Raw genomic sequence first — 14,557 nt, forward strand, 5'->3', positions numbered from 1 at the left:
CAGCTGGTCACAGGCGAAAGGCGTGCGCAATGGGGCTCATGCGGATTCGGAGATCACTGGTGGTCGTCACGACCACTGCACTGGTGCTCGCGAGCGTGGGAGGCTGGTCCTCCGCGACCGCCGCACCGGGGGAGCCAACCGTGAGCGAGACGCTCTTCGCCACGTCGTTCGAGGACGGGCAGCCGCAGCCGAAGTGGTCGAGCACGGTGGAGACGGGCCCGGACGGCAAGCCGAAGACCTCGGGCGTCAACGGCTCCGACTCCACCGGCATCCCCGGCAACGTCACCGACCGCGTGGTCGACGTGGCGGCCAACGCCGAGAACACCGGTTCCAGCGAGGTCAAGGAGAACCTGGTCGACGGCAACGTGTCGTCGAAGTGGCTCACCTTCACCCCGACCGGCTGGGCGCGGTTCACCTTCGCCGAACCGGTCGCGGTCAAGCGGTACGCGATGTCGTCGGCCAACGACGCGCCCGAGCGCGACCCGAAGGACTGGGTGCTGCGCGCCTCCGACGACGGCACGGCGTGGACGACGATCGACACCCGGTCGGGTGAGGCGTTCGCCAAGCGGTTCGAGACCAAGGTCTACGACATCGCGAACACCGAGGCGTTCCGGTTCTACCAGCTGGACATCTCCGCGAACGCGGGCGGCGTGAACCTGGTCCAGCTCGCCGAGGTGCAGTTCTCCGACGGCTCCACCACCCCGCCGGCGGAGAACATGCGGACCACCGTGGGCAAGGGCGCCAACGGCGGGTACAACGCCAAGGCGTGGGCGGGGTTCACCGGCCTGAAGGCGTTGCGCTACCAGGGGACGCACGTGGCCGCCGAGCGCGGTTACTCGTACAACAAGGTCTTCGAGGTCGACATCCCGGTCACGCCGACCACCGAGCTGTCGTACCTGATCTTCCCGTCGTTCACCACGGACGACCTGAACTACCCGGCCACGTTCGTGTCGCTGGACCTCGCGTTCGCCGACGGCACCTACCTCAGCGACCTCGGCGCACGCGACCAGCACGGGTTCGAGCTGTCACCGCGCGGCCAGGGCGCGGCGAAGTCGTTGTACACCAACCAGTGGAACCGGATCGCGTCGGTGATCGGCGCGGTGGCGGCCGGCAGGACGATCGAGCGCATCCTGGTCGCCTACGACAACCCCAAGGGCCCGGCCGGGTTCAACGGCTGGATCGACGACATCGCGGTGAAGTCCGCGCCCGTGGTGGTGAAACGGCCGCGTCCGTCGGACTGGGTGCTGACGACGCGCGGCACGAACTCCAGCGGCTCGTTCTCGCGGGGCAACAACTTCCCGGCCACGGCGGTGCCGCACGGCTTCAACTTCTGGTCGCCCATGACGAACGCGGGGTCGATCAGCTGGCTGTACGAGTACGCGAAGACCAACAACCGGGACAACCTGCCCACGTTGCAGGCGTTCACCGCGAGTCACGAGCCGAGCCCCTGGATGGGTGACCGGCAGACGTTCCAGGTGATGCCGTCGATGGGCACGCCGACGGCCGACCGCGCGGTGCGCGCGCTGCCGTTCCGGCACGAGAACGAGACGGCGCGGGCGCACTACTACGGCGTGACGTTCGAGAACGGGATGCGCACCGAGATCGCGCCGACCGACCACGCCGCGCTGTTCCGGTTCACGTTCACGGGCGACTCGTCGAACCTGGTGTTCGACAATGTCAACAACAGCGGCGGGCTGACGCTGGACCCGGCCACGGGTGTGGTGACGGGGTTCTCCGACGTCAAGAGCGGTCTGTCGACCGGCGCGACCCGGCTGTTCGTGTACGGCGTGGTGGACAAGCCGGTTTCGTCGAGCGGACGGCTGACCGGCGTGGGCCGGGACAACGTGGCGGGCTACTTCCAGTTCGACACGTCGGGTGACAAGACCGTGACGATGAAGATCGCCACCTCGCTGCTGGGCGTCGACCAGGCTCGGCGGAACCTGGAGCTGGAGGTGTCCACTTCGGACACGTTCGACTCGGTGCGGGACCGGGCGCAGCGGGCGTGGGACGACGTGCTCGGCATGGTCGAGGTCGAAGGGGCTTCGGAGGACCAGCTGACCACGCTGTACTCGAACCTCTACCGGCTCTACCTCTACCCGAACTCGGGTTTCGAGAACACCGGCACCGCCGCCGCGCCCGAGTACCGGTACGCCTCGCCCGTGCAGGACGCCGGGCCGTCGACGCCGACGCAGACCGGCGCGAAGGTCGTGGACGGCAAGATCTACGTCAACAACGGGTTCTGGGACACCTACCGGACCACGTGGCCCGCGTACAGCCTGTTGACGCCCAAGAAGGCCGGTGAGCTGGCGGACGGGTTCGTGCAGCAGTACCGCGACGGCGGGTGGATCTCGCGCTGGTCGTCACCCGGTTACGCGAACCTGATGACCGGCACCAGCTCCGACGTGGCGTTCGCGGACGCGTTCGTCAAGGGCGCCGACCTCCCCGACGTCAAGGCCGCCTACGACGCGGCGGTGAAGAACGCGACCGTCGCGCCGCCGAACGCGGGCGTCGGCCGCAAGGGTCTCGACACGTCGATCTTCACCGGCTACACGTCCACCGCCACCGGCGAGGGCATGTCGTGGGCGATCGAGGGCTACGTCAACGACTACGGCATCGCGAACATGGCGCGCGAGCTGTACGAGCGTACCGGCGACGCGCAGTACCAGGCGTCGTACGAGTACTTCACGAACCGGGCGCAGAACTACGTGCACATGTTCGACCCCTCGACCGGGTTCTTCCAGGGCCGCAACCCGGACGGCACGTGGCGGGCGTCGCCCGAGGAGTACGACCCGCGCGAGTGGGGCCACGACTACACCGAGACCGACGGCTGGAACATGGCGTTCTCGGTACCGCACGACGGCCAGGGCCTGGCCAACCTGTACGGCGGGCGGGACGGGCTCGGGGCGAAACTGGACGAGTTCTTCGCCACCCCGGAGACGGCGAAGTTCCCCGGCTCGTACGGCGGCGTCATCCACGAGATGACCGAGGCGCGTGACGTGCGGATGGGGCAGCTCGGGCACTCCAACCAGGTGTCGCACCACATCACGTACATGTACGACTACGCCGGTCAGCCGTGGAAGACGCAGGAGAAGGTGCGCGAGATCCTGTCCCGGCTGTACCTGGGCAGCGAGATCGGGCAGGGCTACCCCGGTGACGAGGACAACGGCGAGCAGTCGGCGTGGTGGCTGTTCAGCGCGATGGGGTTCTACCCGCTGCAGATGGGCAACGACTCGTACGCGATCGGGTCGCCGCTGTTCAAGAAGCTGACGGTGCACCTGGAGAACGGGCGTTCGCTGGTGGTCAACGCGCCCGGCAACAGCGCGCGGAACATCTACGTGCAGTCGTTGAAGGTCAACGGGAAGAAGTGGGACAAGTCGTACCTGCCGCACGCGGAGATCGCGTCCGGTGGCGTGCTGGACTTCGAGATGGGCGCCTCGCCTTCGCGCTGGGCGACCGGTCCGGACGCCGCGCCGCCGTCGTTGACCACGGGTTCTTCGGCTCCGACGCCGTTGCGGGACGTGACCTCGTTGGGGACGGTGACCGGGCCGGCGGCTTTGGTGGACGACACGTCGCAGACGTCGGCGGCGTTGTCGTCGTTGCAGGTCGACCTGAAGGACAAGAAGGAGAGCGCGACGTTCTACACGCTCACGTCCGGTCGCGGGTCTGGTGATCCGGCTTCGTGGGTGCTGAAGGGGTCGTACGACGGCAAGACGTGGTCCACCGTGGATGAGCGGTCCGGTGAGGCGTTCCCGTGGCGGCAGCAGACGCGGGCGTTCAAGATCGCCCGACCGGGTCACTACCAGCACTACCGGCTGGAATTCCCCGGTGAGGCGACGTTGGCCGAGTTCGAGCTGCTGGCTCGCCCATTCGTGGCGTGCACGTCGACCGTCACCGGTGAGCACGCCGGGCCGTTGCAGGTGCGGTCGGGTGTGACGTGCGTGGACGGTGCGACGGTGTCCGGTCCGGTGTCCGTGGCGGCGGGTGCGTCGCTGTACGTGTTCGGCGGGTCGGTGCGCGGTCCGGTGTCGGCGGCCGGTGCGGCGGCGGTCGTGCTGGTGGAGACGTCGGTCGCCGGGCCGGTGAACATCACCGGGACGACTGGTGAGGTGTCACTGGAGCGGGTGAACGTCGGCGGACCGGTGAGCCTGGTGGACAACAAGGGCGGCACGCGGATCGCCGGGAACACCGTCGGCGGGCCGCTGTCGTGCACGGGCAGTGACCCGGCTCCGGTGAACAACGGGTGGGTGAACGAGGCGCACGGCCCCAAGTCCGCCCAGTGCGCTTCGCTGTAAGTGCTGGTCACCAGGAGATTTCGCGGCACCTCTGCGCGGAATCTCCTGGTTCGACCTGGAGCGTGGCGTGCTCGATGTGGTAGCGCTGGGCCAGCAGCGTCTGGGCGGCGTGCAGGACCTCGGCCGGGTCGACGCGGTCGCGGGTGGTGAGGTGCGCGGAGGCGACCTCCATGCCCGAGGTGAGCGTCCAGACGTGCAGGTCGTGCGCCTCGGCGACGCCCGGGAGGCGGCTCAGGTCGGCCTGCATCTCGGCGACGTCCACGCGTTCCGGGGCCTGTTGGAAGAGGATGCGCAGCGCGCTCGCGGCCAGCTTGTACGTGCGAGGGAGGACCCACAGGCCGATCGCGACACCCATGATGGGGTCGGCGTAGCGCCACCCGAAGATCAACGTGACCGCGCCGCTGATGAGCACGCCGACCGACCCGATGAGGTCGGCCAGGACCTCCAGGTACGCGCCGCGGACGTTGATGCTGTCCTTGGCGCCCTCCTTCAGCACGAGGAACGAGACGACGTTGGCCACCAGGCCCGCCGTCGCCGCCAGGATGACCGGCAGCCCAGGCACCTCCGGCGGGTTGCCGAACCGGCCGACCGCCTCGTAGACGACGTAACCCGCGACACCGAAGAGCAGCACGGCGTTGGCCAGGGCTGCCAGCACCTCGGCCCGGTAGAGACCGAACGTGCGGCTGCCGCCCGTGCGGGCGCGGCGGGCCAGCACGATGGCGGCGAGGGCCATGCCGACGCCCAGGACGTCGGTGAGCATGTGGGCGGCGTCGGAGATCAGCGCCAGCGACCCGGTGGCGATGCCGACGACGAACTCGACGGCCATGAAAGCCGCACCGATGCCGAAGGCGATCCACAGTCGCCCGAGGTGCTTGGCGCTCCCCGACGACACACCGTGGCCGTGACCGTGACCCATGACTCGGAACATATAGTCACATGCGCATGAGTGCAACTCGGGTGTTCGCAACCCCGCAGCCGTCCCAGCAGATGAGCTAGCGGTTGTCGATCGCGTCCTCGATGTGCCGGGCGACCTGGTCGGGATGCGTCCGAGGTGCCCAGTGGCCCGCGCGCAGCGCGCTACGACTGAGTTCGCTCACCCACGGCTCGGCGGCCTCCAGATGCGCACGCACAACGTACGGATCCTCGGTCAACTCAACCTGGTGCACCGGCACCCGCACCGACACAGGCCGCCCCCGCCCACGCCCCACGTTGGCCCGGTACAACCCCAACCCGTTGACCAACTCCCGCCGCCCCGCCTGCAGCCGCCGCCGCACGCTCGGCACCCTCCACACCAACTCGGGCACCACCGGCACCTTGAACCCGGCGATGTACCAAGACCGCCGCACCACCCCGAACACCTTCACCGGCCGCGACCGATTGCGCCTCACCCAATCCGCCACATGCCCCAAATCCGGCCCGGAGATGCTGGTGAACGACAGGAACAGGTCCGGCCGAGCCGCAACCGCCGCCCACCCCTGCGTAGACCCCCAGTCATGCCCCACCAGGTGAACCGGCCCGCCGACAACCTCCCCCACCACAGCAACAAGATCCTCAACCAACCGCTCGACCAGATACCCGGAGTTCCCACCCGCAGGAGCCTCCGACCCCCCACTCCCCCGCACGTCGTACCGGATCACGTGGAACCGCCCGGCCAACCGCCGAGCCACCGACTCCCACACGGACGAGTTATCCGGGAACCCATGCACCAACACCACGGGCACCGCCCCGACAACCCCGTCCTCAACAACCCGAAGCCGCAGGTCACCGCCCTGAACAACCCGCTCACGCCCAGCTTCCACCCCCAGAAGGGTAGGGGGTGAAACCCCCGCCGCCCAGTACGCTAAACTTCACCCCGTAGCTGCGGCCCCCGTAGCTCAGGGGATAGAGCACCGCCCTCCGGAGGCGGGAGCGCAGGTTCGAATCCTGCCGGGGGCACATCGTTCCACCAGCACGAAAGGCCCTTGACCAACGCGGTCAAGGGCCTCACTCGTCTGTCCGGCCGTGTGTGGCCAAGTTCGGCGGTCAACGGCTGGTTGTGCCAAATACGTGCCAAAGTTCCACTCCTCCGGTCGGTGCCCCAGAGCGTCCTCAACACACCGCCGCGTCCGCAACGGTGAGCTCTGACAGGATCAGCGCGTGCGCTCGTTGGACGGACTCGGCTCATCCGACCTGCTGCCTCTCTGGCGGGCGGTGCACGATCGGCTGTCGTCGGGGCGGCAGGTCGCGCGGGTGAAGGTCGGGCCCTTGGACGGCGGACAACGCGCGGCCTTGGCCGACCTGCTGGGGTCGGAGCGCCTGCCTGGCGAGTACGCGACGGTGTCCCTCACCGTGCTCGACGACCTGCTTGTGTCATCGGTCGGTGCGGGTGCGCGCGAGGTTGTGACGTCCCTCTTGGGCCCGCTGGACGACCGGGCCACCCGCCGGGCGCTCGGGGAGGCGGCACGAGCCGAGCTGTGGGAGTGGGTGGCCCGGCATCCCGTGGTGACCGTTCAGCCCGCCCTGCGGGAGTGGGTCGAAGCGGTCCGGAAGGTCGGGCTCGTCGGTGGTTCCGTCGAACGCACCAGGACTGAACTCGACGGGGCCCTGCGGGTCATCGACACGTTGCCTGCGGCGGGTGTGCCGCTGCCGGTGCTGGCGGAGGGCGTGCTCGGTGATCCGCACGCCTTGGACGAGGGAACGCGGTGCGCCGGGCTGGTCCTGCGGGCGTTGGCGGTGCTCTACGGGGTCGACGTGCCGGGAAGCGCGCAGGATCGGCGGGCGCTGTGGGAGCGTGCCGGGGTGGTCGAGGACGAACTGTCGTCGGTCGTCCTCGCGGCGGGGTTGCGGTTGGGTGGTGTCGGCGGTCGGGTTCTGCACGTGTGCGCCGACTCCGGGCACGTCGCGGCCCTGACGTTGGCGCAGGTTCGGGCCACCTCGTTCGCCGGGGCGCCGGGGGACGTGTGGGTGTTCGAGAACCCGAGCGCGCTCGCGGTGGCGGTCGCCCGGTTCGGCGCTTCGTGCCCGCCGGTGGTGTGCACGTCGGGCTGGCCCAACAGCGCGGTGATCGCGCTCCTGCGAGGTCTGTCCGCGGCCGGGGCGGCTCTCCACTACCACGGCGACTTCGACGGGGAGGGCGTTCGGATCGCCGCGCACGTGATGGCGCGCACCGGCGCCGCGCCGTGGCGCATGGCCACCGATGACTACCTGCTGGCACTGGGCAGCGCAGGCGTCGGCACACCCGTGGGGCGGGTCACCGAGGCGCCCTGGGACGGCGGACTGGCGGAAGCGATGCGCGAGCACGGGTTGGCGGTCGCGGAGGAGCGGGTCACCGCGCGACTGCTGGACGAACTCGACGATCTCGGAGGGGCTGTCGGTGGTCTGCCGTAGCGTGCTCCGCGCGTGGAAAGGGGGCGTCCGTGGGGGCCATGCGCGTGCCGCCGGAGATGTTCCGGTTCACCAGCGGCGAGCGAGCCGAGCTCTACGTCGCGATCCTGCACGCGTTCGGTGAGGCCAACGAACGTCTCGAGACCGCTCTCGGGGTGGACGACGTGCGGACGAGGCTTCGGTCGATCGGGTGGCTCGACCCGTTGGACGACAAGGATCTCACCGAAGCGCTGGTGAGCCTGCGCGACTGGCAGCTGCTCGACGTCACCCAGAACCACGCCGAGAACTACCGGACCGCCGACGAGTACGAGCGGCGCAACCTCCAGTACTCGTTGACCAGGCGCGGTGAAGCCGCTCTGGCCGGTGTGGTGCACGCGATGAGCGTGCTGGCCTCGACGGGAGCGCTCCAGACGGCTGTGCTGGACGCGATCGCGGATCGGCTCGGTGAGCTGGCGACGCACCTGGGTGATCACGCTGTGCCGGATCGCAGGATCTTCAGCACGCTGGTCGAACTCGAGGGTCATCTGGAGGCGCTGCGGGGCAACACCAAGCAGTTCAACGGCGAACTGCAGCGCCTGCTGCGTGCCGAGGGAGCGGACCAGGAGACGTTCCGCGAGGTCAAGGCGGCGACCGTGGCCTACTTGCAGGAGTTCACCACGAACCTGGAGCAGCGGGCGTACGCGATCGCCAACCGGATCGAGCGGGTCGAGGGCCACGGGGTGGCTCTCCTGCACCACCGCGCGCTGGTCGGCGCCGAACTCCCGCCCACCGCGGGTGATGATCCGGGCGTGGCGTGGTTGGAGCTGCGCCGGGCCAGGTGGGAAGGGTTGCGGGCGTGGTTTTCGCCAGTGGACGGCGGCACGCCAAGGGTGCAGCAGCTCTTCGTGGTCGCCAGACGGGCGATCATCGCGTTGTTGCAGGTCCTCGACCGGATCACCGAGTCGCGGCGCAGGTCGACCAGTGCGGCGGCCGACTTCCGCGAGCTGGCGCGCTGGTTCGCGGTCGCGCCGTCGGAGGAGGACCTGCACCTGTTGTGGTCCACCGCCTTCGGGCTCGGTTCGGCCCGGCACGCGCACCTCGCGCACCCCGACCCGGAACTGGTCAGCTCGTCGGCTCGGTGGGTTGACGCGCCGCCGGTGGAGGTGTCCGCTCTCCTGCGCAGCGCGGGGCGGACCGAGCGGTTCAGCCGCACGGGGCGGGTGCGCGACGTGGCCGCGGTCAAGGAGACGCGCGCCGAGCGGGCTCGTGCGGAGCGGGCCGCGCTGAAGGCCGCCTGGGACCGCTTGGACACCGGTGGCGGTATCCGGCTGTCCCGGTTCGAACGGCTGGACCACGAGGTGCTCGAACGGCTGCTGGACCTGCTGGGGCGGGCCTTGGCCGCGGCGCCCGACGAGCACGGCGTGCACCGGGCCACCACGGGCGACGGGCGGGTGGAGATCCTGCTGAAGCCACCGGGGGCTCACCGGGAGCAGGCCGTGCTCAGGACGCCGCGCGGCGTGTTCACCAGCCCCGACTACGACGTCGAGATCCGCACGGCAGGCGGTCGCGCGGCACGGCGGTCGCAGGGGGCCACCGGATGAGCAACCTCGCGAACCAGCTGGTCATCGCGGAGCGCGAGGAGGTCGCGCGGGCGATCCGCCTGCTGCTGGCGACGCCGTTGATCGGCGCCAGGACCGCGCCGGAAGCCTTCGACCTCGTTCGCAGGCGGCGGGAACCCGTCGAGAAGTGGTTCGACTACTACTGCGGGTGGTCATTGGTGGTCGAACCGCGTCTGGGGTACGCGCGGTTGGTGAAGGTCCGGATCGCCACCGACCCCACTCGCCCGGCGCGGCGGCACCGCACGGGGCGGGCCCCGTTCGACCGCCGCCGGTACACCTTGCTGTGCGTCGTGGCCGCCGAGCTGATGGGAGTCCCGGTGACCACCATCGGACTGCTGGCGGACCGCGTCGTCCAGGCGGTGGCCGCGGACCCGGCGCTGCCGCCGTTCGACACGTCCAGCCGCGCCGAGCGGATGGCGTTCGTCGACGCGCTGCGCCTGCTGGAGTCGGTCGGTGCGGTGGAAGTGGTGGACGGCGCCACCGAGTCGTTCGTGGACTCCACCGCCGCGAAGGTCCTCTACCGGGTGGACGCGACGCTGCTCATGCGCCTGCTGGCGGCCCCGGTCGGCGCCTCGCAGGTGGCGGTGCCGGCCGACGAGGTCCCGCTGCGCTTCCCGGAACTGCTGACCAGGCTGTCCCGCGAACGGCGTTACGGCGACGCCGACGAGCCGGTGTCCGAGGTACAGCGCAACCTGTGGCTGCGGCACTCGGTGTTCCGCAAGCTGGTCGAGGACCCGGTCGTGCACCGCGATGAGCTGACCCCCGCGGAACTCGCCTACCTCTCGTCACCGACCGGTGGGCAGCTCCTGCGCCGGGCCGCCGACCAGGCGGGGTTCCTGGTGGAGGAACGCGCTGAAGGCGTCATGCTGATCGACCCGGACGGCCTGGCCACGGACAGCCGGTTCCCCGACGACTCCGGCAACGCCAAGGTCGCCGCCCTGCTGCTCCTCGACGTGATCACGTCCGCGTCCGGACCGGTCGCCGTCGAGCAGTTGCGCGCGGAGGCCGACGCGCTGCTGAGCCGCTTCCCCAGGTGGGCCAAGGGCTACCGCGGCGAGGACGGAGCCGTGCGGCTGGTCGCCGACGCGCTGGACGTGCTCGGCGCGTTCGGCCTTGTCCGGGTCGACGGCGGAGTCGTGCGCGCCCGCCCCGCCGCCGTCCGCTACGCGGTGACCCGAACCAGTACCGATGACGGCGAGGACGAGCCATGACGGTGACCGAACTGCCGCGCACCGAGGTCGGCGCCGAGCCGGAGCGGGTGTCCAGGTGGGTGCCGGAACGTGCCGGGATCCTGAACGTGTGGCGCTACTACGACGAGGTCTTCGCGTTCCACAAGGGGCGGTTGCTGCTGCGCGGCCCCAACGGCACGGGCAAGTCGAAGGCGCTGGAGCTGCTCCTGCCCTTCCTGTTCGACGCCAACCTGCGTGCCAACCGGCTCTCCACGTTCGGCACGTCCGAACGCACCATGCACTGGAACCTGATGGGAGAAGGCGCGACCGGCACCACCAGGGTCGGTTACGTGTGGCTGGAGTTCCGCTTCCCCGGTGCGGGCGGCTCACCGGACAGGTGGTTCTCCTGCGGCGCGCGACTGGCCGCCACCAAGCACACCACCACGGTGCACCCGGACTACTTCACCACCGATCAGCGCATCGGTGTGCCGGGCGGCCTCTCACTCGCCGACCGGCACGGCGCGCCCCTCACCGGCAAAGCCCTGGAAGCCGCGCTGGCCGACCGGGGCACCCTGCACCAGAACGCGGCGGACTACCGGACGGCCGTGCGATCAGCCCTGTTCCCCGGCTTGAGCGAGCAGCGCTACGACGCGCTCATCACGGCCCTGCTCCAGCTCCGCACGCCGAAGCTCTCGCAGCGCCTCGACCCCGGGCTGTTGTCGACCCTGTTGTCCAAGGCGCTGCCACCACTGGGCGAAACGGAGATCAGCGACCTGGCCGAGGGCTTCGAGCGCCTGGACCGGCAGCGTGAGCAGCTCAAACGCCTGGACGCGGAGGTGGAGGCCGCACAGCACCTCAAGGCCAGGCAACGCGCGTACGCGCAGCGCGTGCTGCGCGCCGCGGCGGCGAAGCTGATCTCCGCGACCACGGAACTGGGCAACCTGGCAGACGCCGCGAAGCGCTCCGAGGAGGAGCACCACCGCGCCGCGCAGCGCAAGGAAGAGGCCGAAGAACGTGGTGAACTGCTGGAACACCGCATCGTCGAGACCGACGGGCGCATCCAGGGGCTGATCGGCAGCGAGGCGTACCGGAAGGGCGAGCAGCTCGACCGGCTGCGGACCCGCGTGCGGGAGGCGCGTGCGACCGCCGGGAGGAGGCGCGCCGACGCGACCCGTCACCGCCAGATCGCCCGGACCGACGAGGAGGCGGCCGGCACCGCCGCCCGGCACGCGGAGGCGCGGGCCGGGACCGCGGCAGCGCTGGCCGACGGCGCCTCGACCGCCGCCGCACGCGTCGGTCTCGCCTCGGTGCACGCCGAGATCGCCCGCACCCTCGCCGACCCCTCGCGGTCGCGGACCCTGTTGCGCGCCGCGGTGCAGGCACGTGCCGAGCAGGTGGAGGCCGTGCGCACCGCGCTGAACGAGCACGAGGTCGCGGTCAACAGCAGGCTGGGTGCGGAACGGGCGCTTGAAGAGGCCAGGGATGCCCTGACCGAGGCCACCGAGCGACGTGCCGAACTCGCCGACCGGCGCGAGACCGCGCTCGCGGAGCTCCGAGCAGCCATCCGGACTTGGGCGGCGGGCTGCCGTGAGCTCACCTTCCCCGATCCCGCGGCACTGGCCGACCTCGCGACGTCGGAAACCGCTGTTCTGACCGAGGTCGATGCCGTCGCGAGCCGCGTGCTCAACGCCATCACCAGGGACGAGACCCTGGTCGAGACGGCGTTGGGGGACGCCGAGCGCGATCGGGACGCACTGCGCGAGGAGGTCCGGCGGCTGCTGACCGAGGAGGACCTGCCTCCCCAGCCGCCGCACACGCGCACCGCGGACCGCGGGGCGATGACCGGCGCGCCGCTGTGGCGCCTGGTCCGCTTCGCCGACGCGGTGCCCGACGACGTCCGCGCGTCGGTGGAGGCCGCGCTCCAGGCCTCGGGGCTGCTCGACTCCTGGGTCGGCCACGACGGCGCGATCACCGGGCACGACACGTTCGCCGTGCCCGACGCCGTGCCGTCGGCGCCGGACCGCTCACTCGCCGACATCCTCGTACCCGAGGTGGCCGCACCCGTGGCAGCCGATGTCGTCGCTCGTCTGCTGAGCGGCGTGGCCTACGGGGAGAGTCCGCCCGAAGCGCACCCGGCCGCCATCGGCGCCGACGGTGGTTGGCGCATGGGCAACATGCGTGGTACCTGGCGCAAGGACGAGGCCGCGCACATCGGTGCGCTCGCCAGGCAACGGGCCCGGCAGCGCCGGTTGACCGAGCTGCGCGAGCGGATCACCGCGTCGGAGGACCTGATCGAGACGCACGCGGCCGCGTTGCGCTCGCTGGCGTCGCGCAGGTCGGTCGTCGAAGCCGACCGGGACGCACGGCCCGGCCACGCCGACGCGAACGCGGCGTTGGAGGCCCTGACCAGAGCGGAATCGGCGGTCTCCACCGCCGACGGCGTGGTCCGGCGCTCGCTGGACGCCCTGGCCAAGAGCGAGCAGGGCGTGGATCGCGCCCTGCGCGCGCTGACCACGGTGGCAGCCGAGCACGGCTTGCCCACCGAGCGGAACGCGCTCACCGCCGTCGCTGCCGCCGTGGACGCCTTCCGGACCGCGTCCGACGCGTGGATCGACGAGCACACCGCCCTGCTCGCGGCGCGTCGCGAAGCCGACAGGACCGCCGAGCACGCCCAGCGGTCCCGCCTCGTCGCCGAGCAGCGGGAGGACGAGGCGGACGACGCCGAAGCCGTGGCCCGCGGGCTCGACAGCGAACTGGACGCCGTCGAAGGCACCATCGGAGTCGACTACCGGCAGGTGCTGGACGAACTCGGCACGCTGCGCGAGCAGCTGGGTGGATTCAGGCGGGAGGCGTCCGCGAACCAGAAGGAGGTCGGCACCCTGGCGGTGCGCCTGGGTGAACTCATCGCCCAGCGCGCCAACGACGCGCACGTCCGCGACCGCGCCACCGAGACGCGCGACCACACCGCGGCACGGTTCCGCCACCTGGCGAACGGCAGCTTCCCGGCCGACAGCGGTCTTGACGACCTGCCCGCGTTCACCCGGGTGCTCACGGCGTCGAGCGGTGTCCGAGCAGCGCTCGACGCGGCGCGGCTGATCGCGTCCGCGTGGCCGGCGCTGCCCCACTCGCCGAAGAACCTCGGCGACGCCGCACACCGGTTGGCCGAGGCGGTGCACGGGTCCCGTGAGGTGCTCGGCGGTCGCGCCGACCTCGAACTCGACTCCGACGAGGACGTCCAGGTCTTCTCCGCGATGGTGGACGGGGTGAGGATCGGCGCTTCGGCGCTGTTCGACCTGCTGCGGTCCGACGCGGAACGCAGCAGGGAGGACATCACCGCGCAAGAGCGCGAACTGTTCGACAGAACCCTCACCGGGGACACGCGTCGCCATCTCGCCGCCCGGATACGACAGGCGCACGACCTGGTCGACGGCATGAACGCCCGCTTGGAGCGCGTGCGCACCGCGTCCAAGGTGGCGGTGCGGTTGGTGTGGGAGGTGTCGCCCGACCTGCCACCGGGCACGAAGGCGGCACGTGACCTCCTGCTCAAGGACCCGGTGCGATTGACCGAGGCGGACCGCGAGTCGCTGCACAAGTTCTTCCGCGACCGGATCGAACGGGCCAAGGGCGACGAGACGGCCGCCGGCTGGGAGCAACAGCTGGGGCAGGTGTTCGACTACACGTCCTGGCACCGGTTCGTGGTGAAGGTCGACCGCATGAACGGCGCGGGCTGGCAGCCCTTGACCAAGAAGCTCCACGGAGCGCTGTCCGGCGGTGAGAAGGCGATCGCGCTGCACCTGCCGCTGTTCGCCGCCGTGGCCGCCCACTACCAGGCGGTTGCCCGGGCGCCGCGGGTCATCCTGCTGGACGAGGTCTTCGTCGGAGTCGACAGCGTCAACCGCGGCCAGGTGTTCGAGCTGCTGTCGGCGCTCGACCTCGACCTGGTGCTCACCTCCGACCACGAGTGGTGCACCTACCGCGAGCTGGACGGCATCGCGATCCACCAGCTGATCAGCGGTGGTGACGGCGACGACGCCGTGACTACCGCCCGGTTCGTGTGGAACGGCACCGAGGTCCTCGACGAGGACGACGGGGAGGCAGCGAGCGGTGAACGTGAGTCGTGAGTGGTGGCGGGACC

Annotated in this window: 7 protein-coding genes and 1 tRNA gene; 6 read left to right on the forward strand and 2 right to left on the reverse strand. The window is 70.7% G+C overall.

Annotated elements, in window-relative coordinates; genetic code table 11:
* Positions 1-29: 29 nt before the first annotated feature.
* A complete protein-coding gene (locus tag FM051_RS14490) occupies positions 30-4,292 on the forward strand; it encodes a GH92 family glycosyl hydrolase (protein ID WP_158843424.1) in 4,263 nt (1,420 codons plus the stop codon).
* Between the two features lie 7 nt (positions 4,293-4,299).
* Here the strand turns inward: FM051_RS14490 and FM051_RS14495 are convergent, their stop codons facing one another.
* Positions 4,300-5,208 carry a cation diffusion facilitator family transporter gene (locus FM051_RS14495; RefSeq protein WP_158843425.1) on the reverse strand — a complete coding sequence of 303 codons (909 nt, stop codon included), beginning with the start codon at positions 5,206-5,208 and terminating at the stop codon, positions 4,300-4,302.
* A 76-nt stretch (positions 5,209-5,284) separates the two neighbouring features.
* Positions 5,285-6,091, reverse strand: coding sequence for an alpha/beta fold hydrolase (locus FM051_RS14500; protein ID WP_158843426.1), 807 nt, complete (start codon positions 6,089-6,091; stop codon positions 5,285-5,287).
* Between the two features lie 64 nt (positions 6,092-6,155).
* Between FM051_RS14500 and FM051_RS14505 the strand changes: the two genes are divergently transcribed.
* From FM051_RS14505 to FM051_RS14525, 5 genes are all read left to right on the forward strand, one after another.
* Positions 6,156-6,227, forward strand: a tRNA-Arg gene (locus tag FM051_RS14505).
* Positions 6,228-6,428: 201 nt separating this feature from the next.
* The gene (locus FM051_RS14510) at positions 6,429-7,658 is read left to right on the forward strand and encodes a TIGR02679 family protein (protein ID WP_238412374.1); all 1,230 of its coding nucleotides are present in this window, start codon (positions 6,429-6,431) and stop codon (positions 7,656-7,658) included.
* 38 nt (positions 7,659-7,696) lie between these two features.
* Entirely contained in the window at positions 7,697-9,235 is a 1,539-nt protein-coding gene (locus FM051_RS14515; RefSeq protein ID WP_420803599.1) for a TIGR02677 family protein, read from the forward strand.
* Positions 9,232-10,464, forward strand: coding sequence for a TIGR02678 family protein (locus tag FM051_RS14520; RefSeq protein ID WP_158843427.1), 1,233 nt, complete (start codon positions 9,232-9,234; stop codon positions 10,462-10,464). Before FM051_RS14515 ends, FM051_RS14520 begins: the two co-directional genes overlap by 4 nt.
* The gene (locus tag FM051_RS14525; RefSeq protein ID WP_158843428.1) at positions 10,461-14,543 is read left to right on the forward strand and encodes a TIGR02680 family protein; all 4,083 of its coding nucleotides are present in this window, start codon (positions 10,461-10,463) and stop codon (positions 14,541-14,543) included. Before FM051_RS14520 ends, FM051_RS14525 begins: the two co-directional genes overlap by 4 nt.
* Positions 14,544-14,557: the final 14 nt, after the last annotated feature.

The sequence above is a fragment of the Saccharothrix deserti genome (genome assembly GCF_009769385.1).
Taxonomy (GTDB): domain Bacteria; phylum Actinomycetota; class Actinomycetes; order Mycobacteriales; family Pseudonocardiaceae; genus Actinosynnema; species Actinosynnema deserti.

Bases quoted from the DNA above. Each gene is read 5' to 3' on its own strand.
- FM051_RS14490 (WP_158843424.1), top strand. From the start codon at position 30: ATGGGGCTCATGCGGATTCGGAGATCACTGGTGGTCGTCACGACCACT.
- FM051_RS14495 (WP_158843425.1), bottom strand. From the start codon at position 5,208: ATGGGTCACGGTCACGGCCACGGTGTGTCGTCGGGGAGCGCCAAGCAC.
- FM051_RS14515 (WP_420803599.1), top strand. From the start codon at position 7,697: ATGCGCGTGCCGCCGGAGATGTTCCGGTTCACCAGCGGCGAGCGAGCC.
- FM051_RS14520 (WP_158843427.1), top strand. From the start codon at position 9,232: ATGAGCAACCTCGCGAACCAGCTGGTCATCGCGGAGCGCGAGGAGGTC.
- FM051_RS14525 (WP_158843428.1), top strand. From the start codon at position 10,461: ATGACGGTGACCGAACTGCCGCGCACCGAGGTCGGCGCCGAGCCGGAG.